The organism is Achromobacter sp. ESBL13 (genome assembly GCF_036668755.1).
GTDB lineage: Bacteria > Pseudomonadota > Gammaproteobacteria > Burkholderiales > Burkholderiaceae_B > Achromobacter.
In genome coordinates, this window is sequence record NZ_JAZEVT010000003.1 from 518,744 (window position 1) to 540,657 (window position 21,914).

A 21,914-nucleotide genomic window follows, 5' to 3' on the forward strand; every position below is an offset into this window, starting at 1 on the left:
CCAGACGCGGCGCATGGTGGCTGCCAAAGATCGAATAATGATCACATAAATTGGCGCCAATTTTAGGCGGATGCAATTCCGGGCAACAAGGCAGGGGATTCCCTAGGCTAGGGGGAAGCGGGCGGCCGGGCGAATCGGGCGAATCGGGCGAATCGGGCGAATCGGGCGATCGCGCGGGTGTGGCGTGTGGCGTGTGGCTGGTGGCTGGTGGCGCCTGGCGGGCGGCGCCAGGCGAGCGGCGCCTGGCGGGTGGCGCCTGGCTGGAGGCGCCTGGCGGGTGGCGCCTGGCGGGTGGCGCTTGGCGCTTGGCGCTTGGCGCCAGCGCAGGATGGCAGCGCCAGCGCAGGATGGCGGCGCCACGCGCCCGGCACGCCGCCTTCGCCGCGTCAGGTCAGTGCTTTTTGAAGATCCGCTTGGCGACGGCGACCACGCCCAGCACCACGGCGCCGGCCACCACGCCAAACAGCGCGTTCAGTACGGTGGACGTCAGCGCCTGCACCACGGCCCCCCCACCCACAGCGGCCGCGGCATGTTCGACGGCCGCGTGCACGGGCGCAATGCCGTGCGTCAGAATGGCGCCGCCCACCATGAACATGGCCGCGGTGCCCACCACCGACAGGGTCTTCATCAGATACGGCGCGGCGCCGACGATGCCGCGCCCCAGCCAAGCCACGGCTCGCGCGCGCTTCTGGCTAAGGTGCAAGCCCAAATCGTCCAGCTTGACGATGCCGGCCACCAGGCCATAGACGCCTATCGTCATCGCGATAGCGATGATCGACAGCACCGCCACCTGGCGCGTGAAGTCAGCGCCGGCCACCGCACCCAGGCTGATCACGATGATTTCCGCCGACAAGATGAAGTCGGTCCGCACCGCGCCCTTGATCTTGCTGCGCTCGAACGCCACCATGTCCACCGACTCGTCCTGCAAGGCCTGGGCACGCGCGGCGTGGCTGCCCTCTTCGGACTGGTCATGCGGCAAAAACTTGTGTGCCAGCTTTTCAACGCCCTCAAAGCAAAGAAATGCGCCACCCAGCATCAGCAGCGGCGTCACCAACCAGGGCACGAACGCGCTGATCAGCAGCGCCGACGGCACCAGGATCAGCTTGTTGATGAACGAGCCCTTGGCCACCGCCCACACCACGGGCAGTTCGCGGTTGACCGGCACCCCGGTCACCTGCTGAGCGTTCAGCGCCAGGTCGTCGCCCAGCACGCCGGCGGTCTTCTTGGCCGCCACTTTGGTCATCACCGACACGTCGTCCAGAATCGTGGCGATGTCGTCGAACAATGCGAAGAAACTGCTACCGGCCATCAAGCATCCCCTGCGCTTTTTAGGTGATCCGAGTTTACAGGCGACCGTGCGAATTTCGGTGTGGCGAATCGAAACGCGCTTGCAAGTATCGGTATCGCGCCATCGCGCGCACGTAGTGAAAAACCACCCAGGAAAAGGCCGCCAATGAACGTGCCGCCAATGAAAGTGTCGCCAATAAAAAGGCCGGCCAATAAAAAGGCCGCCCATTGGGGCGGCCGGTCGGCAAACGGGCAGCGTCGCGCTGCGGGGAATCAAGAAGGCCGGGCATGGGCGTCCACGACAAGCCGTCCGTGGTTGATCGCCGCATCCACCGCCATGCCGGGGCTGGATACAAACCCGCCCGATTCAAACAGTGGTACGGCGTGATGTTCATTGAGCTGGTCGCGGTCAGCGGCCAATTCAACTGCCACGGTAGCCGTAAATGCCGGGCTGCCAGTGCCGCCTACGACTATCCGCGACACGTTCGCGGTAAGCCGATAGCCCTTGTAGACCATATTATTGTGAAACATATAACCCCCTAATTGGAAAAAAGGCCCAATGGGCCTTTATTCACAGAGCGCGGATTTGAGTGGCGTGGGGGCCTTTGGCGCCCTGTGCGGTCACGTAGCTGACGCGCTGGTTTTCAACCAGAACTTTGTGTCCGTCGCTCACGATTTCCGAGAAGTGTGCAAATAAATCCTTGCCGCCATTCTCGGGCATGATGAAGCCAAATCCTTTTGCGTCGTTAAACCACTTCACGATTCCGGTTTCCATAATCTCATTCCTTTAAATGCGGGCACTGCCCGCGAAGATGAGCCTATCAAGGAAAGGACAGCGAACAATGTAGCGCCACGTGGGCAGCAAGACCGGACGAAAATCACGATGCTCGAAAAGCTTCAATCCCACTATGGGTGCAGCGGTCGGCAAAGTCAATTGGCGTTTCCAATTACTGGATTCATCCCGCGCGCGGTGAATAACGCTCGATTAAAGACAAAATGATGCCAACGGTTAGCCGCGTATTAAGCGCCGTTTTTCGTCCTTGGCGCTCTCGCGCATACGCGCGAACGATAAAGCGCGTATGCTCGCGCCATGGTGCTTTGAACGTGCGTCGCCTCGCCGTATCGCCATACAGGAGTATGGCCATGCGTCATCGTTGCCCGCGCACCGCGCAAATCCGCCCGCTTGCGGATTATTCCGCGCGCGAAATCGCCACCGGCTCAGCTCGCACAACCGTGCGAATCGTGAATCCGGCGTGAGCGCACTCAAAAAGTCTATCGCCCGATTCGCCAACGCCTGCGTCAAGCTGCTTCCGTCCGCGCCTGCGCCCCGAGGTGAGCCCCCGCGTCGGGACGGCCAGCGCAATGTGGCGCGCGACCATGCCGCTGTCTCATCGCCGTGGCGCATCTACCGCATCTATGCCCGCCCCGGGCATCTGCTGATGCGCAATGAACAAGGCCGCATTCTTAATCTGGGCGTCATGAAGGGCGAAGAGCCCAACCTGACTTACCGCCTGTTTGCGCGCGACCTGCAAGGCAAGGGGTTCGCTACCCGCACGCTGCTGCTGGACGACATCGCGCGCCGCATCGAAGCCGGCGAAGTCAGCACGGAACTGTTGAACCTGTCCGACTGGGACCAGCCATTAGGCGCCGACCTGGACCGGGGCACGCACACCGACGTGTCGATGAAGCTGGGCCGCTAGGCCACTACGCCTTCAGCCCGCCGGATCGCCGGCCGCCGGATCGCCGGCCGCCGGATCGCCGGCCGCCCGGCCGGCAAACGCCCTGCCCGGCTTGCCGGGCTTACTTCTTGATCTGCGTTTCCACGCACATATTGACCACGCTATTGACCAGCTTTTCGATGCGGTCACGCTCGGGACCTTTTTCGTTCGTGACCAGCATCCGGTCATACGCGGTGTAGTCGTTGAGCGGCACCGACTTCTGCAAGCCGTCCAGCACGCAGCTGCAATACGCTGCCGAACGCGCGTCCACATCTGGCAACGCCCCGGCGCTTTTCTTGAAGCCTTCCACGCACGAGCTATAGGTCACAAGGCGTATGCCTTCGGGGTACTCGTTCTTCTTGCCACAACCGGCAAGCCCCGCCAATACAAAAACCCCCGCCACTGCCCACCCCATACGCCGCATGAACCGCTCCTGTTGAACTGTTGAACGGCGTGCATTTTGGCATAGGGCTGTCATCACACCAGGACCTGTTTGTCCCAGTTGGCGGCCTTTTCAACTTTCCGATGTGCATGGTACACATCATGGACAGCCGCGAAATCATCAGACAGCTCCGCCTGGCGGGTTCGGTCTACCGCAACGCGAGAGGCTCGCATCACATTTATGTCCACCCGCAAAAGCCCGGACATATCAGCGTGCCCCATCCGAAAAAGGATTTGGGAATCGGCTTGGTCGCCAAGCTGCTGACGCAGGCAGGACTGAAGCAGACCGCTCGCGGCGCTACGGCTGGCGCCTTTGGTTTCTTCAAGGCTTACCAAGGAAACTCATGAAATACCCGATCGCCATAGAGCCCGGCAGCGACACGCAAGCGTGGGGCGTGGTCGTACCGGATCTGCCTGGCTGCTATTCCGCATCCGACACGGGCATTGACGATGCCATCGAAAATGCCAAAGAAGCGATAGAGCTCTGGATCGAAACAGCACTGCACACTGGCGCCGCCGTGCCGCCCCCGGGAAGCATCGCGGCTCATCAAGCCAATCCGGAATTCGCGGGGTGGGTCTGGGCCATTGTCGACATCGACCCCGCCGTGATGGACGACACGATCGAACGAGTCAATATCACGCTGCCGCGCCGCATCCTGGCCAGAATCGATGCGAAGGCCCGCGCCGCCGGCGAAAGCCGATCGGGCTACATCGCGCAGCTGGCCTTGACGCACTGAACCCGGGCGCGCCCGGGCCAGACTTGCAAGCTGGCCCGACCAGGCCTGTCCCGCGCGCGGGCCCACGTCAACTCAACTCATATAAACGCCGCCGTTGATGGCGTAGTTGGCGCCCGTTACGAAGGCGGCCTCGTCCGAGGCCAGCCAGGCGCACAGGCCCGCCAGGTCCTGCGCGGTGCCAAGCCGGCCGACGGGCACGCTTTCGATGATGCGGTCCAGCAGCGCCGGGGGAAATGCCTTGACGGTATCGTCGGCGATGAAGCCGGGCGACACCAGGTTTACCGTCACGCCGCGCGCCGCCACTTCCTGGGCCAGCGACCGCGTAAAGCCGATCACCGCGCCTTTGGCCGTGGCAGTGTTGATCTGCCCGATCTGGCCTTTTTCCGCCGCCACCGACCCGATGTTGATGACGCGTCCCCAGCCCCGGTCGGCCATGCTGTCCACCACCTGCTTGGTGCTGTTGAACAGCGTGTCCAGGTTGCTGCGCAAGACGGCCGACCAGTCGGCATAGCTCATCTGGCGAAAGCGCATGTCCAGCGTGGAGCCGGCGTTGTTGACCAGCACATCGATCTCGCCGACTTCGCGCCGCACCTTGTCGAACGCCGCTTCGGTGGACGCCCAGTCCGTGGCGTCGCCCTCGGAAGCGACGAAGTCATACCCCAGGGACTTCTGCTCTTTCAACCAACTATCGCGGCGCGACGAACGCGGCCCGCAGCCGGCCACCACGCGGTGGCCAGCGCGATGCAGCGCCTGGCAGATCGCGGTGCCCGTGTGGCCCATTCCGCTGGTGACATAAGCGATACGCAAAGCCATGACCCTTCCTTTATCAACGTGCGGCGTGCGCCGCGATTCAACCAACCGATCCCATCAGCGGGAACAGGCCGAACGCCAGGGCGGCAACCAGCATCACCATGCAGACCAAGGTGGCCCACTTGAGCGCATAGCGCTGGTGATCGCCAAATTCCACGCCGGCCAAGCCCACCAGCAGGTAGGTGGACGGCACCAGCGGGCTCAGCAAGTGCACCGGCTGGCCGATGAGGGACGCGCGCGCCATTTCCACCGCCGAAATGCCATAGCCCTGCGCGGCTTCGCTCAGGATCGGCAGCACGCCGAAGTAGAAGGCATCGTTCGACATGAAAAACGTGAACGGCAGGCTGACCAGCGCGGTGATGCCCGCCAGGTAAGGGCCCATCGCGTCCGGGATCACGGCCAGCAGGCTGCGGGACATGGCTTCCACCATGCCCGTGCCGGACAGGATTCCCGTGAAGATTCCCGCCGCGAAGATCAGCGACACCACCGACAGCACGTTGCCCGCATGCTGCGCGACGCGGCGGCGCTGTTCGGCCAGGTTCGGATAGTTGATGATCAGCGCAATCGCGAACGCAATCATGAACAGCACCGGCAGCGGCAGGATGTTCATCACCAGGCTGACCATCAGCGCCAGCGTCAAGCCGGCGTTCACCCACAGCAGCTTGGGGCGGCGCAGGTCGTGATCGACGTCGATCTCGGGCAGGTTCTTGGGGCCGTCCTCGTCATAGCCGGCATGCAGCGATGCGCCGTCGGGCAGCGACAGCACGCCCAGGCGACGGCGTTCCTTCAGGCCCAGGAAGAACGCCAACATCAGCAGCGAGACGATGGCCACGCCCATCACCGGCACCAGCGGGATGAAGATATCCCCCGCGTCCACGTGCAGCGCGCTGGCCGCGCGCGCCGTCGGCCCGCCCCACGGCGTCAGGTTCATGATGCCGCTGGCCAGCATCGCCAGGCAGGTCATGGACAGCGCGTTCATCTTCAGACGGCGATACAGGGGCAGCATCGAAGCCACCACGATCATGTAGGTGGTCGAGCCATCGCCGTCCAGCGAGATCACCAGCGCCAGCACCGTGGTGCCCACCACGATTTTCAAGGGGTCGCCCTTCACCGCGCGCAGGATGCGGCCGACGATGGGGTCGAACAGGCCCGCATCGATCATCACCCCGAAGTACAGGATGGCAAACATCAGCATCACGCCCGTGGGCGCGATCTTGCGGATACCGTCCAGCATCATCTTGTCGATGCCGGCGCCAAAACCGCCCAGCAACGCAAAAATAATAGGGACAAGGATAAGGGCGACCAACGGCGACAGGCGCTTGGTCATGATCAGCGTCATGAACGTGATCACCATGCCGAAGCCAAGCAGGGTCAGAAGCATGAGGGGGTATCTCCGACTAGTCGTTGTTATGTTTGACGCAGCTTCCAGCAAGGGAAGCAGGAGCCGAAGACTAGGAATAAAAGCTGTCTGGAACCTGTCGTTTTTTGAAATCCGGCGCGCTGTTTCAACCCGACGCCCCACCCCCGGGAAGCCCGAAAATCGGCCCGCTCCAGGCAGCTACAATCGGCCGATGCGCATCCTGGTAATCGAAGACGACGAGGATCTGGCCGACGCCCTTGTCCGCCGGTTGCGCCGTCTTGGCCACGCCGTGGACCTTCAACGCGACGGGCTCAGCGCCGATGGCGTGCTGCAATACGAAACCTTCGATCTCGTCATCCTGGACATCGGCCTGCCTCGCATGTCGGGTTTTGACATCCTGCACCGGCTGCGCGACCGTGGCAGCAAAACGCCCGTTCTGGCGCTGACCGCGCGCATCGACATCGAAGACCGGGTTCACGCCCTGGATACCGGCGCCGACGACTACCTGGCCAAGCCCTTTGACTTCCGCGAACTGGAAGCCCGCTGCCGCGCCCTGCTGCGCCGCCCCATCGCCCAGGCCACCGGCGTGCAGCGCTTTGGCGAGCTTGTCATCGACAGCGCCGCGCGCCATGTGTCGCTGGCCGGACAGCGCATCGACCTGCCCAAGCGCGAATACAGCCTGCTGGAAATCCTGTTGGCCGGGATGAACCGCGCCGTCAGCAAAACAGAGATCGCCAACAAGCTGTTCGCCTTCGATGACGATGCCGCGCCCAACGCCATCGAGGTCTACATCGCCCGCCTGCGCCGCAAGCTGGAAGGGTCTCCGCTGCGCATCGAAACACAGCGCGGCACGGGTTACCTGCTGACGTCGACAACGCCGCCGGACAGCCCCTCACCCGGCCCGCAGCAGGACTGACCGTGCAGCCTGGCCGCATTTCAGTCCGCCGCCGCTTGCTTGCCATGCTGTTGGGCCTGTTCGCCGTCGGCCTGGCCGTGCTGTACCTGCTGGTACGCGGCTACGCCCAGCAAACCGCCGACACCACTTACGATCAACTGCTGCGCGCCTCGGTCCTGTCCATGGCCGATAGCCTGCAACTGGTGCAAGGCGAATGGCAGATGGACATGCCCTATGCCGCCTTGGCCTTGCTGGAACAGGCCCCACGCGACCGGGTGTTCTATCGCGTTGCGACCGCAGCCGGCGCGCTGGTTTCCGGTTATGCCGACCTGCCCGCCGAGCCCCAGCGTAACGACACGGCCGATACGCCGCAGCTATACACGTCCCGCTACCAGGGCGAGCCCGTGCGCGTCGCGTGGATGGAACGCAAGATCGCCGGCCCGCGCAACGCCGAGGCCGCCGTGATTCAGGTGGCGCAAACGCGCGAAGCGCGCAACGCGCTGGCCGACAGCATCCTGTGGCAAGGCACCCTGGCGCTGATCGGGTTCACCGGTGCGGCGCTGGCGCTGGCCTATTGGGGGCTACGGCGTTCCTTGTCGCCTATCCAGCGCATCGAACGGGAACTGGCCGCCCGCAGTGCGTCCGACCTGCACCCCATCGCCGCGCCCGTGCCCGAAGAACTGGACACCCTGGTGCAATCGCTGGACGGCTTCATGGCGCGCCTGTCCGACAACCTGGACACGCTGCGCCTGTTCATTGCCGAAGCCGCGCACCAGTTGCGCACGCCGCTTGCCGCGCTACACGCCCAGATGGAAGTGGCGCTGGACGAAGAAGACCCGGGCGAGCAGCGCCGCAGCCTGTTGGCAGTGCTGCGCAACGCTGAAAAGCTGTCGCGGCTGGTCAACCAGCTGCTTAGTGACGCCAGCGTCATCCATCGCAGCAACGTCAAGCAGTTCCAGCCCGTGGACCTTGCCGAGCTGCTGCGCCAGGCCACCTACGACACCGTGCCGCAAGCCGATCCCATTCCCGATGTGCGCCTGCACCTGCCCGCCACGGGTGCAAACCCGGCACCGCGCGTCATGGGCGACAGCCTGATGCTGCGCGAAGCGCTCAAGAACCTGATCGACAACGCACTGCGCCACGGATCTTCCCGACTGGGGGATGCGCGCGTGATGCGCGGCGGGGCCGGCGATGTCAGCACCGAGGGCAGCATCGATGGCAGCACCGAGGGCAGCACTGAGGGCCACCTCGACGGCAACACCGACGCCTCTGCCCACGGCCGCATCGACATCACGCTGGACCACCACGGCGGCGGCTGGCGCGTCACCGTTGCCGACCACGGGCCGGGCATCCCACCCGCCCTTGCCAACACCGCCTTCGAGCGCTTTGCCCGTGGCCCCAATCCCCGCACGCCCGGCGCGGGCCTGGGCCTGTCCATCGTCAAGCGTGTCGTCGATATTCATCAGGGCACGCTCAGCCTCAGCAACCGAGTGGGCGGCGGTCTGGACGCGGTGATCGTCTTGCCGGCGGAGCGTCGCGATGCTTGACCCACGCGCCTGGCATTGGGCCAAACGGCTGCTTGGCGCGGCTGCCCTGCTGCTGCTTTGCGCCGGCAATACCGCCACGCAGGCCGCCGAAGTCAGCCGCGACGGCCTTACGCTGGGCCCGGCCGATAGCTCGCAGGTACTGGTCCTGCACGCGTCCAACAGCGTGCAGGTCTTCAAGGGCGTGCTGGAGGACTTTAGCCGGTTGAACCCAGGCATCCGCCTGGAATACACCGAGCTATCCACGCAGCAGCTGTACCAGGACACGGTGGATCGCGCGAGCCGGGACGCGCCGAACAAACGCGGCCCCGACCTGATCATCAGCAGCGCCATGGATTTGCAGACGAAGCTTGTGAACGACGGCTACGCCCAAGCCCATGTCTCACCGCAGACCCGCGCCCTGCCCGCCTGGGCGAATTGGCGCGACGAGGTATTCAGCATCGGCACGGACCCAATTGTGATGGTCTACAACACCGACAAACTGGATGCCGCGCGCGCACCGCACACGCGCCGCGAGCTGCTGTCCCTGTTGCAGGCGCCCGACCGGCCATTGGCGCAAAGCATATCGACATACGACGTGCAAGGCAGCGGCATCGGCTATCTGGCCGCCACGCAGGACACGCGGCTGGACAGCATGGCCGGCGCACTGCTGGCCGCGTTCGGCCGCAACGGGGTCACCACGCACCAATCCACCGAAGACGCGCTGGACAAGCTGGAGCGCGGCGAAGTAACGCTGGCGTACAACCTGCTGGAATCCTACACGCGCCACCGTATCGATCAGGGCGCCAGGCTTGCCATCATCTATCCGCAGGACTACACGCTGATGCTGTCGCGGTCCGCCATCATTCCCAGGCAGGCGCCGCGCGGCGACCTGGGCGCATTGCTGCTGGACTATCTGCTTTCTCCGCGTGGGCAAGAGATGCTGGCCAAGCAATCCGGCATGCGGCCCGTCAACGCGTCGGTCATCGCTGAAGCGGGCGTGCGCCCCATGGCGTTGGGCGTCGGCCTGCTGGTGTATCTGGATGCGCTGAAAAAGCGCCACTTCCTGGATCTCTGGCGCGCGGCCATTCTTGCGCCCACCGACGCGCGCTGAATGCGTGTTGATGGAATTGACCCGGTGCGCGTGCACCGTTGGTGCACGCATGGCGTGGCGGCGGCCATGCAGGCCTATGGAATTTGCCCACTGATCACAAATTCGCGAGCATAATTTCCGCTCGGGCCAACGGCACCCACCTGCTTTCTCCAACGCCGTCCCCGCACTGATCCGCTTTCCGCCGGCGCATGGCCGCCGCGCGATGGCAAGGCAGCACCGTACCGGCTCCCGTAGCCGCACCCGTAGCCGCGCCCGCAGCCGCCCCCTGGCGGCGCGCAGCAACGCCTTTGCGATTCAGCCCCGTTGGAGACGCACCATGGTCGAGCCTCAGCTTGTCTTCACGCGCGCGATGGACGCCGTACAACATCTGACTGATCCGGATCCCCCCTGGCAGGACATTCTGCGCACCGCGCGCGACCTGGTAGGCGCCGACAGCGGCACGCTGATCGTCTTTGACGCACGCAACCACCTTTCAAACCTGTCCGCGATCGGTTTTTCGGACGCCTGCTTTGCCGACTACCAAGGGCACTACTACCGTCACGACGTGCTGGAACGCGATTCGCGGCATGCGCCGGCCGGCACGTGGCTTGACACGGCACGCATGTACAGCCGTTCACAATTGCAACGCACCGAGTTCTACGCCGACTTCATGCTCAAGCACCGCATGGCGCAAATTCTGTCGCTGATCGTCGAATCCAACGCCGTGCTGCACGCCTCGATCGGGTTCCAGCGTTCAACGGTTGACCCCAAGGCCAGCGAACGCTTGCAGTCCGGCAATTTCGGGCAGTACTTCCGCACGCTGCAAAGCCAGTTGGGTCAGCGGGAAAAGGCGTTGTCCATTGGTTGGAAGTCGGTGGAAAGCGCATTCTCGGAAGTTAACGAGGCGGTGCTGCTCATCAACCGGGACGGCATGGTCAACAAGATGTCGGCGCTGGCCCGACAGCTGCTGGACGACGCGCGCGGCTGGCGGGTTCAGGGCGGCAAGCTGCGCCATGCCGATTCCAAATGCCAGCGTCTGTTCGATGCCCATTGCGCCGCCGCCATTCGCGATGGCCATTCCCGGTCACTGGCCACCACCACGGGCTGGGGCGAATTCCATTGGATGGACATCAGCGTCGCGCCCGATTCATTGAGCCTGATCGGCGGCCGCCTGCTGCTGGCCCGCCTGCGCCGCAAAAGTGCATTCGCCATGCCCGACGTGGACAAGCTGGAATCCGTGTTCGCCATCACCCACGCCGAAGCCGCCGTGCTGGCGGGCCTGGCCGCCGGCCACAGTGTCGAAGAGATCGCCACGCTGCGCCAATCATCGGTGCTGACGGTACGCAAACAGGTCGCGTCCCTGCTCAACAAGATGGAATGCAGCCGGCAGGCGGAACTGGTCAGGCTGGCCTCGCTGCTGTAGCACCCCGCCCCCGGTAGCCGACCGGTCGGCCCGAGCAGGCGTAATCAATCTTGGGTATGCGGTGGGCACCCATGCGGCCCTACGATGTGTCCGAAGCCATGAGAGGGAGGGGTCGCTCTCGTTATTAAGGATTCATCATGAAGACGATTCAATTGTTCAGCGCCCTTGCCCCCGCCGCCTTGATCGCGGCCACCCTGCTGTCCGGCCCCGCCCACGCGCAGCAGGCCGTCGCGCCCGCCACCGCCATGCCGGGCCCCAACGTTGCTCTCAGCCGCGACGATGTCATGCGCGACCTGGCCGCGTGGCGCGAATCCGGCGTCGAAAAAAACTGGAATAGCGACAACACGCCGGACATCAACAGCCCGGAATACATCGCCAGCTACAGGAAGTACGTGGACACGGTGCACCCCAGCAATGCCGTGCCGCCCATGCAGTCGCAAAGTACGGGCAAGTGGTAGGGCTGGAGACGGCTCTTGACGGCACGGCCGCCGGTCGCCAGTCGCACGACGCCGGCCCCGTGCCGTCGGCGCGGTGCCATCGATAGTCAAGCAATTTCAGAATCATCAGATGTACCCGGAGATTTTCGTTCGATAGGATCCCAGCTTTATCGGATCCCATCCCACGGAGAACGCGATGATTCAGCATGGCCCGGTACGTGCCTTCCCAACGGACGGAGCTAGCGTTCGTCCTTTGCACGATTCCCCGGCATTGCAGCCCATGCCGGTAGCGTTTCACGGTACGGCTAGCGAGTTCTTTGGCTTCTGGATCGTCAACCTCTTGCTTACGGTTGTCACCCTGGGCATCTGGTCTGCCTGGGCTAAAGTCCGCACCAAACGGTGGTTCCTCGGCAATACGACCATCGACGGCCATGCTTTCGACTACCACGCCAGCCCATTGCAAATATTGCAAGGGCGCATCATTGCGATCGTCGTAATCGGCATCATGAGCGCAATCAGCTACTTCGTCCCAAGTCTCTTCCCGGTACTTTGGCTAATCTGGATGCTGGCAATGCCCGCCGCCATTAATGCCGGCCTGCGCTTTAACGCGCACATGACCTCATGGCGCAACGTCAGATTTGAATTCCAGGGCAACTACGGCCGCGCGCTACTGCTGTTCATGTTGATGCCCATCCTTGTCATGCTGTCTTTGGGGCTGCTGGCGCCGTTCTATTCGAAGATGCTGGGCAAGTATCTTTCTGAAGGCTATCGCTTTGGTGGCGCGCGGTTCACCACGCAGCCCAAGGTATCCACGATGTACGGCGGCCTGATCCGTAGCGCGGTGCTGTTCTTCGTCGCCCTGTTGCCTGGGCTGCTGGCAATCGTTCTTTGGGGGCCTGAGAGCCTTCCACTGGCCGCGATGGACCTTTATGTTGCGCTGTTTATTGCGTCGGTCCATTACGGCGTTTACGTGCGCAACGAGTTGCTTACGCAAACCACCATCGATGGCGGACACCGGCTACAGAGTCAGGTAGACCCGGCCGTCTATACCTGGATCGTCGCTTCCGGGCTCGTCGCCACCGCCGCGTCGCTAACGCTGGCCTATCCTTGGGCGTGCGTGCGCCAACATCGTTATCTGATGAAATGCACCACCCTGCATGCAGCGTCCGGCCTTGAAAATTTTGCTTCCGAGCAACGTGCTTCACCAGACAGTTTCGGCGGAGAACTCAGCGAATTTGAAGGCTTCGGCAGCGTTGCATCGCTCTGACTCCTTCCTTTTGCATGGGCGGCTTTTTGCGGCAGGCGCATCCGCCTGCCGCATGGCTACGTTATCGGTACCCGAGCATGGGTCCGTCTGCCTGGACGACGGCGAAACGCGCCGCGATCTGCCCAAGAGTGCGCTAAGTTGGACAAGCCGAATCGGCTCGACGTCGCGTCGCGCCACGCTACCCGACGGGTCCGTCTTCGAAACCCGCGACAACGATCAAGTCGACCGTCTGGTGCGCCGCCGTGGTGGTGCTTTTGTCATTCCGCTGTCCCGACTGGAACGCTTGCGCCCTGCACTGTTATCGCTTGTTGTGGTTGCCACGTTGGCCTTCTTCATCAGCCTGCGCTGGACGCTGCCGTGGCTTGGAGACACCGCCGCCGCGTTTCTGCCTCAGGCGGTCGAAGCGCATATCGGCGTGAACACCCTGAAAGCTCTGGACCGCATAGCCTTGCACCCTTCTGAACTGCCGGCTCCGACACGGCAGGCACTTCTTGCCGTGTTCGACGAGTTGAAGACGCATGCCAACGCGCCGGAAAGCCTTAGCTTGGCGTTTCGACGCGGCGGTTCGCTGGTCGGTGCCAACGCCCTTGCCCTGCCGGGCGGCCACGTGATTATCACGGACGAACTCGTCGCGCTCGCGGAGTCGCCCGAGGCGCTGGCGGGTGTCTTGGCCCATGAGATCGGCCACGTCGATCATCGGCATGGCGTCCGGCAATTAGGTCGCGTCATGGGCCTATCAGCCGTCGTCCTGTTGATGACGGGCGACGCCAGCAGCATGGCGAACGACGTCGGCGTGTTCGGCGCGGGGTTGCTTGAACTTTCGTTCTCGCGCAACTTCGAACGGGAAGCTGACACGCGCGGCGTCGCGCTGATGCGGCAGGCCGGCAAAGACCCGGAATCATTGGCCTTTTTTCTGGAACGCCTGGAGGGTCTTACCGAGGCTGGCGGCATTATTCCCGCATGGCTTTCGTCCCACCCCTCAACGCCAGAGCGTGTCCAACGCATCCGGCAGCAGGCCGCAGAGCAAAACGCCGACCGAAGGCCGCGATGACGCTCAAGCCAGGTAAGACGCGACTTCTTCCGCCGTCAAATAACGCTTGAACGTCATCGATGGCGCTTGCGCGTCGTGGATGGCGCCGTTAAAGCCGGACCAGTTTCGTTTTGTGCCCTCGTCCGTTTCCAGCGCAATCAGCACGGGCCTGCCGTGCCGCGCCATGTTGTGGCGCAAGGCTGCTTCGCCCCAGGCCCACAACATGGGCTGAGTCAGTTCACCGTCGGCGTAGGCGCCGGCTTGCAGCCATTGGAAATCGGCCGAGTCGCGGTCCATGTCCGGCTGGCGGGCGGCGATCTCGCGTTTGACTTGCAGGGCTTGTGCATGCTCGCCAATCAAGATTTGCAGCAGTGTGAAAGCATGGAAACTATTGTTGACGCCGTGCGCCCGCGCCACGAATCCGGTTTTCGACGTCGGCAAGACCACCACAAGCTCGTCCACATAACTGATCTGCGATGCCAGCCACAAAAAATGCAGCTCTTCAAAGGGAAAGCTGTCGTTGTTCGTGGCCATGGGGTGCAGCAGCGCCATCAGGCTTGTGTCCGCGATAAACGACTCATGGTTGCGCTGACTGCGCATCAGCATCGCCATCATAGGCAGAACAAGCACGTCAACGGCCTGCTGTAAGGATTCCACTTCCCAACGCGTGTCCAACGGCACGGCGGCCAGTTCCGCCTGGGCGTCGACCCACGCTTTGCGGTCGGCCTCGTCCACCTCGTCGTCGTCCTCTTCCACCTCTTGCGCGCAATAGGGTCGCAGCGCGCGCAGCCACTGGCGAAGCATGGCGTGCAGGCTGTCGAACAGAATGGCAGGGTCGGCGCCATCTTCGACCATCGACCCACACAACAACGCCAGGGCCGATGCCCGGTTCGGATGCAGGTCAGGAAGGAGCGTGGCGCACGCCAACAGGTTCGCAGACGTGTAAGCCGGGTCTTGGCTCTGCGCATAGAACGCGCGAACTTCGGGGCGGTCGAAGAACTGCTCCAGGGTATCCAGGTCGTCGGCGGATAGGACGGGCACGGAGAGGACGCTGGCGAGATCGGCGAAAGGGGTCGGCATGCGCGGCCTTTGGAATATTGGGAGGGGGTCGCGGAAACATAGACGAGGATTCTTCCATTGGCAACACCGCACATGATTGCGCACGCGGCACGCTCCGCAGGCCGCTCTCCGCCAGGTGTTTCCCGACCTTTCCTGCGTGCCTGCCCCCATTCCCTTTTTCCCTACTCCTGTTCCCTACTCCTGTTCCCTTCTCCTGTTCCCTACCGCGTAATTCCTATCCCGATACCCTATGTCCTATTCCCTACTCCCCCCTGATCCCCGCCCCCTCAACCACCTGGGCCCAGTTCTCGATCTGCGCCGATACCCATTCCCTGGCCCCGGCGCTACCCGCGAACGGCGCGCCCAGCCCCAGGCTTGCGATGCTGCGTGAAAATTCCGGCATGGCGTAGACGGCCGCCAGGCTTTCATCCCATTTGCGGGCGATGTCGGGCGGCATGCCTTGCGGCGCCATGATGAGGAAAGCGAAGGCTGCGTCAAAATCTTGCAGCGATTGCACGCCCACGCTGCGCAGGGCCGGCACGCCGGGCAGGTCGGGGTCCGGTTCGCGAGCCGAGATGGCCAGCGCGCGCATTTTGCCTGCCTGCACATGAGCTTGCACCGCGGACGCTGCCAGGAAGCCGGCCTGGATCTGGTTGCCCAGCAAGGCGTTGACCGCGCCCGCGCTGCCCCGGAACGGGATGTGGGTGATGTTGATGCCGGTGGCCAGCTTCAGTTTTTCAAATGCCAGGTTGCCCGGGCTGCCGTAGCCGGCTGACGAATAGGTCACCGGGTTGGCCTGGGCATAACGCAGAAACTCATCCACGGTGGCGACGCCCAGGTCGGGCCGCACCGTCAGTGCCAGACCGAAGCTGCCGGCAATGCTAAGCGGGTCCAGCAGCCGCAGGTAGGTGTCACCGGCGTCCTTGAAGACGTGCGGGTTGACGGTCATCAGCGTGTCCAGCGTCATCAAGAGCGTGTAGCCATCGGGCGCGGCATTGGCCACCGCCTTTGCACCGACGTTGCCGGACGCGCCCGGGCGGTTCTCGACAATGATCGTCTGGCCCATCAGTTTGCTGGCGTACAGCGCGATGGCTCGGGCGCCGATGTCCAATGGCCCGGCCGGAGAGGAATTGACGATGAGCCGGATGGGGCGGGATGGGTAATCGGCCGGGGCGGCCCCGGCCGTCGACACGGGGGCTGCAACAAGCAAGGCGCCGACAAGCAAGGCGCCGAAAGCCGGGACTGCGAAAAGCGAAGCAGCGAAGAACAGGGCGGGGGAAAGCGAAGCACCGAAAAACGAAGCAGAGGCAGGCGAAGCAGAGACAGGCGAAGCAGAGAAAGGCGAAGCAGAGACAGGAGAAGCAGAGAAAGGCGGCGCCGCGGCGAAACGGCCAGCAAGAAACGAGACTGTGACAAACCACAAGCGCTTGAACGGGTTACTCATGTTGCTCTCCGGTGTGGCGGCGGCCGGCAGGCCGCCGTTTCTTTGGCCATGCTTCAGGCAATGGCCGTGGGGTGGGGGCTGGTTTCCGCATGGCGGATCATTGTTTGCGAAAGCGCAATCAGCAGTTCACCGCGCCGCGCCTCGGCTGCGGGGTCGTGCCACAGATTGCGAAGTTCGTGCGGGTCTTCGTGCAGGTCGTACAGTTCGCCCCAGTCCGCATCGGCATATACGCTCAGGCGATAGCGCGCCGTTTGCAGCGTGCGCATCCGCGTGCGGCCGGGAAAGCCGAACATCGTGCGCTGCCCCTCTTCTTCGATCAGCACGGCGTCGCGCAGCGTGTCGACCGCACCGGACATCAGCGGCAGCATCGACTGGCCCTGCAGGCCGTTGTAGGGCGGCAGCCCGGCGCGGGCCAGCACGGTGGCAGCGACATCGGGGGTGGCGCACAGCGCCCGGCTGCGCGGCGCGGCGGGCGCTGCGTGCGGGTCGCGCCAGATAAACGGGGTGCGGATCAGCCCCTGGTAATGGATGGGCCCCTTGAACAGCAGCTGGTGATCGCCGAAAAAGTCACCATGGTCACTGGTGAAGATCACCACGGTGTTGGCGTCCAGCCCGGTCTCGCTCAGCGCCTGCATGACGCGGCCGATCGTGGCATCGATATGGCTGATGGACCCGTAGTTCAGCGCGATGGCCTCGCGCGCCTCGCGTTCGGTGCAGGCGAACACGGCGGGCGTGTGCTTGACCGCCATGTTCAGATCGCGCTGCCGATACAGCCAGGCCACGTGCGGCGGCGGGTGATGGTGAGCAGCCCGGCTGGCGTGAAACGATACCGGCAGCGTTACGTCCTCCGGCCGATATTGGCCCCAGTACTTTCCCGGCGGCGTGTACGGGTGATGCGGATCGGGAAACGAGCATTGGATAAAGAAAGGCGCACGGCTGCCGGCCTGCCGGCGCAGCTGTGTGATGGTTTGGTCGCCGATGTAGGCGGTGGCGGAACATTCTTCGGGAACGCGAGTGCGCCACGCCTGCCGATGTTGCGCCAGCATGAAGTCCGGCGTGGGCAACGCGTGCTCCGGCCCCCACTGCCGCCGCGCCTCGGGATGCTGCCGGGCAAGCCAGCGCGCGTAATGGCCGCCGATTTGATCGCCGTGGTCCAGCGCCAGGCGCACGTGGTCAAAACCGTAGAACGGCGTCTGCACCTCGTGACCCGGGTCGGCTCGCCACTTGGGAGCCCACTCTTGGTCGTAGTCACCCGCATCAAGCTGCCAGGCCTCGCCTTGCGTCGCGGCGGCGCCTGCCGGTGGCCATGCGGGGCCGATGCCCGTCATGTTCTGCAGGTGCGATTTGCCGATCAACGCCGTGGAATAGCCCGCGTCGCGCAGCCGTCCCACAAAGGTCGTTGCGCGCTGCGATAGCGCGATGCCGTTGTGGCGCACCCCGTGCACCGACGGCATGCGGCCCGTCATCAACGTCGCGCGGTTGGGCATGCAGATCGGCGAGGCAACGTAGAAGCGGTCGGCGGACCACCCTTGGGTGGCCAGGGCGTCCAGGGCCGGGGTGCGCAGCACGGCGTTGCCGTAACTGCCTACGTGGTCCGCACGCTGCTGATCCGTGATGAATAGCAGAAAGTTGGGCTGCATCAGATCTCCTTGCCTGCGGCTCATGCCGGCATGGCTGTGTTGATGCGGCCATTGTGCGTAGCGGTTTGCGCGTCGAACAGAGAGATGCCCCGGTTGTCGGACCCATTCACCGGTCCGCTCACTCTGTGTTTTGCGGCCCACACATGTATCCATCAGATTCGATTGGCCTTCCAACCGACCGCGGCGTTACAAGCCATCCCAAATCTCAACAAATAAAACAGTTTTGCCGCGCCAACTGATTTAGTTCTAGCAGTTGCTTGCGCGGTTGACCCGGCGGCAGGAGCCCCGGGGCCCACAGGCATACAAAAGCAATAAACCTGGAGGAGGAGCCATGCGTTTGTTTAATCGCAGGATCGCCGCATTGCTGGCGAGTGGGCTGATTGCCTTGACGGCGGGTTGCGCGTCGACCGGCAAGAAGGACACCATCAACATGGCCGGGCTGAGCCAGCCGGTGGAAATCGTGCGGGACCGACATGGCGTGTCCCACATCTATGCACAAAACCAGAATGACCTGTTCTTCGCACAAGGCTTTTCGGCCGCGCGCGACCGGCTGTGGCAGCTGGACCTGTGGCGCCGACAAGGCGAAGGCAAGATGGCCGAGCAGTTCGGGCCGCGCTTCATCGAACAGGACCGCGCGGCGCGCCTGTTCCTGTTCCGGGGCGATATGCAGGCCGAATTCGCCAGCTATCACCCCGAGGGCCAGGCGATCCTTACCGCGTTTGCCGCCGGCATCAACGCCTATGTGGACTGGGTGAAGGCAAACCCCGATCAGTTGCCGCCGGAGTTCAAGCTGACCGGCACGCTGCCCGGCTATTGGCGCCCCGAGACCTCGCTGATCCGTATCTACGGGCTGACGCGCAACCTGAATGAAGAAGTGAAAATGGCGCAGCAGGTGGCCGGCCTGGGCTTGAATGCCGTGCAAGGCCTGAGCACCTTCGAGCCGCCCTTGGCGTTGCAGGTGCCCGCCGGCCTGGATGTGCGGCAGATCGACAAGTCGGTCTTGGCGAACTACGCCCTGGCGCGCGATGGGCAGAAATTTGTGGCGGCGGACTTCCCGCAAAGCCCCCTGGCCCTGGACAAGCGCGAGGCGCTTGCCAGCGCGCTGTCCGAAGGCAAGCTGGCGTCACTGGATCCGAACTTTGATCCGATGGCGACGCGATACGAAAGCAATAACTGGACCATTGGCGGGCAGCATACCGACACCGGCAAACCCATCCTGGCCGGCGACCCCCACCGGTCGATCACCATGCCGTCGTTGCGCTACATGGTGCACTTGAACGCGCCGGGCTGGAACGTGATCGGCGCGGGCGAACCGTCATTGCCCGGCGTGTCGATGGGCCATAACGACCGCATCGCCTTCGGCTTGACGATCTTCGCCTTCGGCGACGAAGAAGACCTGTACGTCTATGACACCAACCCCGCCAACCCCAACGAATACCGTTATCGCGGCGGCTGGGAAAAAATGCGGCAGATGGACGAGTCCATTCCCGTGCGCGGCCAGGCGGCGGCGGTGCGCCAGCTGAAATTCACGCGTCACGGCCCGGTGATTCACGAAGACCCCGTACGCCACAAGGCGTACGCGCTGCGCGCCGCCTATCTTGAGTTTCCGGGCACGGCGGCCTACCTGGCCAGCCTGCGCTTGAACCAGGCGCAGAACTGGAATGAATTCGTGGCCGGCATGGAAAAGCACTACACGCCCAGCGAAAACATGGTGTACGCGGACGTGGACGGCAACATCGGCTGGTTCGGCGGCAGCATCGCGCCGATACGCCCGCGTAACGACTGGTCGGGCATGTTGCCCGTGCCGGGCAATGGCGATTTCGAATGGCGCGGCGTCTTGCCCGGCAGCGCCCTGCCCCGCGCGTACAACCCGCCCGAAGGCTATGTTGCCACCGCCAACGAATACAACCTGCCGGCGGACTACGCCTATAAGGACATGTCGGCGCGCACCTGGGCCGAACCCTATCGCGTTCAGCGTATCCGCGAAGTGCTGGCCGATGGCAGCCGGCTGTCGGTGCAGCAATCGCAGGACTTGCAGTACGACAACCTGTCGATACCCGCGCGCGCACTGGGCGGCTATGCCAAAGCGCTCAATTCCGCCGACCCGGCGCTGAACGACGCGCTGGGCCTGCTGAAGGATTGGGACTACCGCATGGAGACCGATTCGCGCGCCGCCACGGTCTACGCGTTCTGGTTGCCCGAGGTCGTCAAGCGGGTGTCCGACCTTTACGTGCCCGCGAACGGCCGCGCGGCGTTCGGTGACTTGTCCACCCGCAAGACGCTGGAAAAGCTGGCCACGCCAGATGCCGCCTTCGGCACGCCGCCGGATCGGGGCCGCGACGCGCTGTTGCTGCAAGCGCTGAACGATGGCGTGCAGAAATTGCGCGCCAAGCTTGGGCCGGATTCCACGCAGTGGCAGTGGGGCAAACTGCATCACATCCAGTTCGAACACAGCCTGGCCAGCCTGCTGCCGCCGGACACCGCCAAGGCCTGGGGCACGCCGCGCTATCCCGTGGGCGGCGACAACGACACGGTGCATCGCGCGACGTTCCGCAAGAGCGATTTCCGGCAGATCAGCGGGTCGTCGTATCGACAGGTGATCGACGTGGCCAACTGGGATAATTCACGCGTGCAGAACGTGCCGGGCCAATCGGCTGACCCGCGCAGCCCGCATTACCAGGACTTGCTCAAGGGCTGGGCAACCGGCGAGTACTTCCCCATGGCGTTCACCCGCGCCAAGGTGGATAGCGAACGCGCCGATACGCTGACGCTCAAGCCGTCGGGGAATTGACGGGCGGGCCACAAAAAAATGCCGGGTCGCTTGGGCGGCCCGGCATTTTTGTTGGGGTTTTGGTTGGCGTTTTGCTTGGCGTTTTTGTTGCAGTAATCGCGACTACTTGCGACTACTTCTTCGATGCGTCCTGCTCCACCACCATATCCAGCACATACACCTTGGACGGCGCGTCCGCCGGCGGGTTCTTCCAGTCGTAGCGCTTTACGCGCAACACGGTACGCACGCCTTCCTGGTGCTTGAACCCTTCGATGGATTGATAAAGCGGATGCCATTTATCCTGCGTCGGCTGCTGCACGCCCGCTTCGTTGTAGCGGCGTTCGCGCACCATCAGGCACTGGTAATTGGGAATCATGGGGTGGCTGCATTCGGCCTTTTTCGCGGCCACTTCCAGGAACATGACCTGTCCGGCGCTGCCATACAGCGTTTCCGGCGTGGGTTCGCCAACAAACTTCAGCACGGTGCCGTCCTTACCCACCAGTTCCAGCGCGGGCTCGTGCGTGTCGCCCGACAGCGTGGCACGCAAGTCGCCCTTCAGGCGCTCATTGATCTCGGCATCCAGCTGCATCAAGCTCTGCTCGCACGCCTTCATCGTGGAGGCCAGGTTATCCACCTTCAACACGCCGTTCTGATAGCGGTAGCCGCCAAATTGCGTATTGCAACCGCCCCGGATATTCAACGCATCGTTGGTGAAGGCCAGGCGCAGCTGATGCTCAACGCCCGGCTGCAACGTCGGAATCGACTTGCCGGATGCATCGGTGGCAGAAACCAGGCGCCAGTAATACGCGGGCAAGGTCAGCTGGCTGGCGGGCGACGCGGCAGTCGTGTCGGGCATGGAAGAGGATCCTACGCTGGGAGAGGAAACCGGAGCGCAAGCGGAAAGCAGCGCGGCGCATGCGGACGCAAGAAGAATTATTTTTTTCATGGTTCGTTCCTGGAAGCCGAATGGCACTTAAAGC

20 protein-coding genes and 1 pseudogene are annotated in these 21,914 nt (G+C 63.7%); 11 read left to right on the plus strand and 10 right to left on the minus strand.

Annotated features, from left to right (window positions below; all coding sequences use genetic code 11):
* Positions 1 to 391: 391 nt before the first annotated feature.
* The 3 genes from V6F88_RS16535 to V6F88_RS16545 all read right to left on the minus strand — a co-directional run bounded on the left by V6F88_RS16535 (position 392) and on the right by V6F88_RS16545 (position 2,062).
* Positions 392 to 1,309, minus strand: coding sequence for a DUF808 domain-containing protein (locus V6F88_RS16535; protein ID WP_332610773.1), 918 nt, complete (start codon positions 1,307 to 1,309; stop codon positions 392 to 394).
* Positions 1,310 to 1,560: 251 nt separating this feature from the next.
* Positions 1,561 to 1,818 (minus strand): hypothetical protein, encoded by a 258-nt coding sequence (locus tag V6F88_RS16540; protein WP_046802513.1) that lies wholly within the window; start codon positions 1,816 to 1,818, stop codon positions 1,561 to 1,563.
* A gap of 40 nt (positions 1,819 to 1,858) precedes the next feature.
* The gene (locus tag V6F88_RS16545) at positions 1,859 to 2,062 is read right to left on the minus strand and encodes a cold-shock protein (RefSeq protein ID WP_006217928.1); all 204 of its coding nucleotides are present in this window, start codon (positions 2,060 to 2,062) and stop codon (positions 1,859 to 1,861) included.
* 478 nt (positions 2,063 to 2,540) lie between these two features.
* On the opposite strand from V6F88_RS16545, the gene V6F88_RS16550 reads away from it, so the two are divergent.
* Positions 2,541 to 2,987, plus strand: a complete 447-nt coding sequence (locus tag V6F88_RS16550; protein ID WP_332610777.1) for a hypothetical protein — start codon at positions 2,541 to 2,543, stop codon at positions 2,985 to 2,987.
* 100 nt (positions 2,988 to 3,087) lie between these two features.
* Here the strand turns inward: V6F88_RS16550 and V6F88_RS16555 are convergent, their stop codons facing one another.
* The gene (locus V6F88_RS16555) at positions 3,088 to 3,429 is read right to left on the minus strand and encodes a hypothetical protein (RefSeq protein WP_332610778.1); all 342 of its coding nucleotides are present in this window, start codon (positions 3,427 to 3,429) and stop codon (positions 3,088 to 3,090) included.
* Positions 3,430 to 3,548: 119 nt separating this feature from the next.
* Here V6F88_RS16555 and V6F88_RS16560 point away from each other — a divergent pair.
* Positions 3,549 to 3,728: pseudogene (locus V6F88_RS16560) on the plus strand (type II toxin-antitoxin system HicA family toxin); the annotation flags it as partial.
* A gap of 62 nt (positions 3,729 to 3,790) precedes the next feature.
* Complete coding sequence (locus tag V6F88_RS16565) at positions 3,791 to 4,183, plus strand: type II toxin-antitoxin system HicB family antitoxin (RefSeq protein ID WP_332610781.1); 393 nt, start codon at positions 3,791 to 3,793, stop codon at positions 4,181 to 4,183.
* A 72-nt stretch (positions 4,184 to 4,255) separates the two neighbouring features.
* On the opposite strand, the gene V6F88_RS16570 is transcribed toward V6F88_RS16565, so the two are convergent.
* Positions 4,256 to 4,996 carry an SDR family oxidoreductase gene (locus tag V6F88_RS16570; protein WP_332610782.1) on the minus strand — a complete coding sequence of 247 codons (741 nt, stop codon included), beginning with the start codon at positions 4,994 to 4,996 and terminating at the stop codon, positions 4,256 to 4,258.
* Between the two features lie 37 nt (positions 4,997 to 5,033).
* Entirely contained in the window at positions 5,034 to 6,422 is a 1,389-nt protein-coding gene (locus V6F88_RS16575; RefSeq protein WP_332610874.1) for a CitMHS family transporter, read from the minus strand.
* 142 nt (positions 6,423 to 6,564) lie between these two features.
* On the opposite strand from V6F88_RS16575, the gene V6F88_RS16580 reads away from it, so the two are divergent.
* The 7 genes from V6F88_RS16580 (at position 6,565) to V6F88_RS16610 (ending at position 14,042) form a co-directional block, all read left to right on the plus strand.
* The gene (locus V6F88_RS16580; protein ID WP_332610784.1) at positions 6,565 to 7,269 is read left to right on the plus strand and encodes a response regulator transcription factor; all 705 of its coding nucleotides are present in this window, start codon (positions 6,565 to 6,567) and stop codon (positions 7,267 to 7,269) included.
* A 2-nt stretch (positions 7,270 to 7,271) separates the two neighbouring features.
* A complete protein-coding gene (locus V6F88_RS16585) occupies positions 7,272 to 8,795 on the plus strand; it encodes a sensor histidine kinase N-terminal domain-containing protein (protein WP_332610785.1) in 1,524 nt (507 codons plus the stop codon).
* Positions 8,788 to 9,885, plus strand: a complete 1,098-nt coding sequence (locus V6F88_RS16590; protein WP_332610786.1) for an ABC transporter substrate-binding protein — start codon at positions 8,788 to 8,790, stop codon at positions 9,883 to 9,885. The genes V6F88_RS16585 and V6F88_RS16590 overlap by 8 nt, the downstream gene beginning before the upstream one ends.
* Before the next feature lie 316 nt (positions 9,886 to 10,201).
* A complete protein-coding gene (locus V6F88_RS16595) occupies positions 10,202 to 11,287 on the plus strand; it encodes a LuxR C-terminal-related transcriptional regulator (RefSeq protein ID WP_332610787.1) in 1,086 nt (361 codons plus the stop codon).
* A 137-nt stretch (positions 11,288 to 11,424) separates the two neighbouring features.
* Positions 11,425 to 11,745 (plus strand): DUF4148 domain-containing protein, encoded by a 321-nt coding sequence (locus V6F88_RS16600; protein ID WP_332610789.1) that lies wholly within the window; start codon positions 11,425 to 11,427, stop codon positions 11,743 to 11,745.
* A 175-nt stretch (positions 11,746 to 11,920) separates the two neighbouring features.
* Complete coding sequence (locus V6F88_RS16605) at positions 11,921 to 12,991, plus strand: YjgN family protein (RefSeq protein ID WP_332610791.1); 1,071 nt, start codon at positions 11,921 to 11,923, stop codon at positions 12,989 to 12,991.
* Complete coding sequence (locus V6F88_RS16610; protein ID WP_332610792.1) at positions 12,897 to 14,042, plus strand: M48 family metallopeptidase; 1,146 nt, start codon at positions 12,897 to 12,899, stop codon at positions 14,040 to 14,042. The genes V6F88_RS16605 and V6F88_RS16610 overlap by 95 nt, the downstream gene beginning before the upstream one ends.
* Before the next feature lie 3 nt (positions 14,043 to 14,045).
* Here the strand turns inward: V6F88_RS16610 and V6F88_RS16615 are convergent, their stop codons facing one another.
* From V6F88_RS16615 to V6F88_RS16625, 3 genes are all read right to left on the minus strand, one after another.
* The gene (locus tag V6F88_RS16615) at positions 14,046 to 15,101 is read right to left on the minus strand and encodes a hypothetical protein (RefSeq protein ID WP_332610793.1); all 1,056 of its coding nucleotides are present in this window, start codon (positions 15,099 to 15,101) and stop codon (positions 14,046 to 14,048) included.
* Between the two features lie 241 nt (positions 15,102 to 15,342).
* Complete coding sequence (locus tag V6F88_RS16620; protein WP_332610794.1) at positions 15,343 to 16,272, minus strand: Bug family tripartite tricarboxylate transporter substrate binding protein; 930 nt, start codon at positions 16,270 to 16,272, stop codon at positions 15,343 to 15,345.
* Positions 16,273 to 16,577: 305 nt separating this feature from the next.
* Positions 16,578 to 18,164: a sulfatase family protein gene (locus V6F88_RS16625; protein WP_332610795.1), complete on the minus strand. Its 1,587-nt coding sequence runs from the start codon at positions 18,162 to 18,164 to the stop codon at positions 16,578 to 16,580.
* 331 nt (positions 18,165 to 18,495) lie between these two features.
* On the opposite strand from V6F88_RS16625, the gene V6F88_RS16630 reads away from it, so the two are divergent.
* Entirely contained in the window at positions 18,496 to 20,955 is a 2,460-nt protein-coding gene (locus tag V6F88_RS16630) for a penicillin acylase family protein (RefSeq protein WP_332610797.1), read from the plus strand.
* A gap of 112 nt (positions 20,956 to 21,067) precedes the next feature.
* Here the strand turns inward: V6F88_RS16630 and V6F88_RS16635 are convergent, their stop codons facing one another.
* On the minus strand, positions 21,068 to 21,790 hold the full coding sequence (locus V6F88_RS16635; protein ID WP_332610798.1) for an META and DUF4377 domain-containing protein: 723 nt from the start codon (positions 21,788 to 21,790) through the stop codon (positions 21,068 to 21,070).
* Positions 21,791 to 21,914: the final 124 nt, after the last annotated feature.